The 463-nt window shown below is 70.0% G+C and carries 1 protein-coding gene; it reads right to left on the bottom strand.

Going from position 1 to position 463, the window contains the following annotated elements; all coding sequences use genetic code 11:
- Window positions 1-8 precede the first annotated feature (8 nt).
- Window positions 9-463, bottom strand: a 455-nt coding sequence (locus AC1DHL_RS29870; protein ID WP_478164346.1) for an IclR family transcriptional regulator domain-containing protein, incomplete at its 5' end; no start/stop codon positions are given.

Here is a 463-nt window from a genome sequence, read left to right on the forward strand (position 1 = left end):
CCTGAAGGTCAGGCGGCGGCCGAGTTGTCCTCGTTGTTGCGGCCCTGTAGCGGAAAGCGTGTGCGAAACATCGGCGAGGCCAGGCTGGCCAGCGCGAGTTCGTCGGCGGCGGCCAGCAGGTCGGGGCCCAGCGCGGTCATGCGCGCCTCGGTCAGCCGCACGGCCGGTCCGGCGATGCTCAGCACGCCAATCGGATCGCGCTCCTTGCGCTTGACCGGCGCGGCCATCGCCGTCATGCCGGGCGCGAACACCTCGTTGATCATCGCAAAGCCGCGCGCGCGGTTCTCGTGCAGCATCGTCAGCAGCGCGCCGATGGTGGTCGGCGCGTTCGGACCATATTCCTCAGGCGAGCCGAAGCCCTGCCGCGTGACCAGCTCGATGGCGCGCTCGTCGCTCATCGTCAGCATCCAGGCGTGGCCGGACGCGCTGCAAGACAGCCGGGCGTCCATGCCCATGTCCGGGT

This window comes from Variovorax sp. 10L426 (assembly GCF_056395305.1).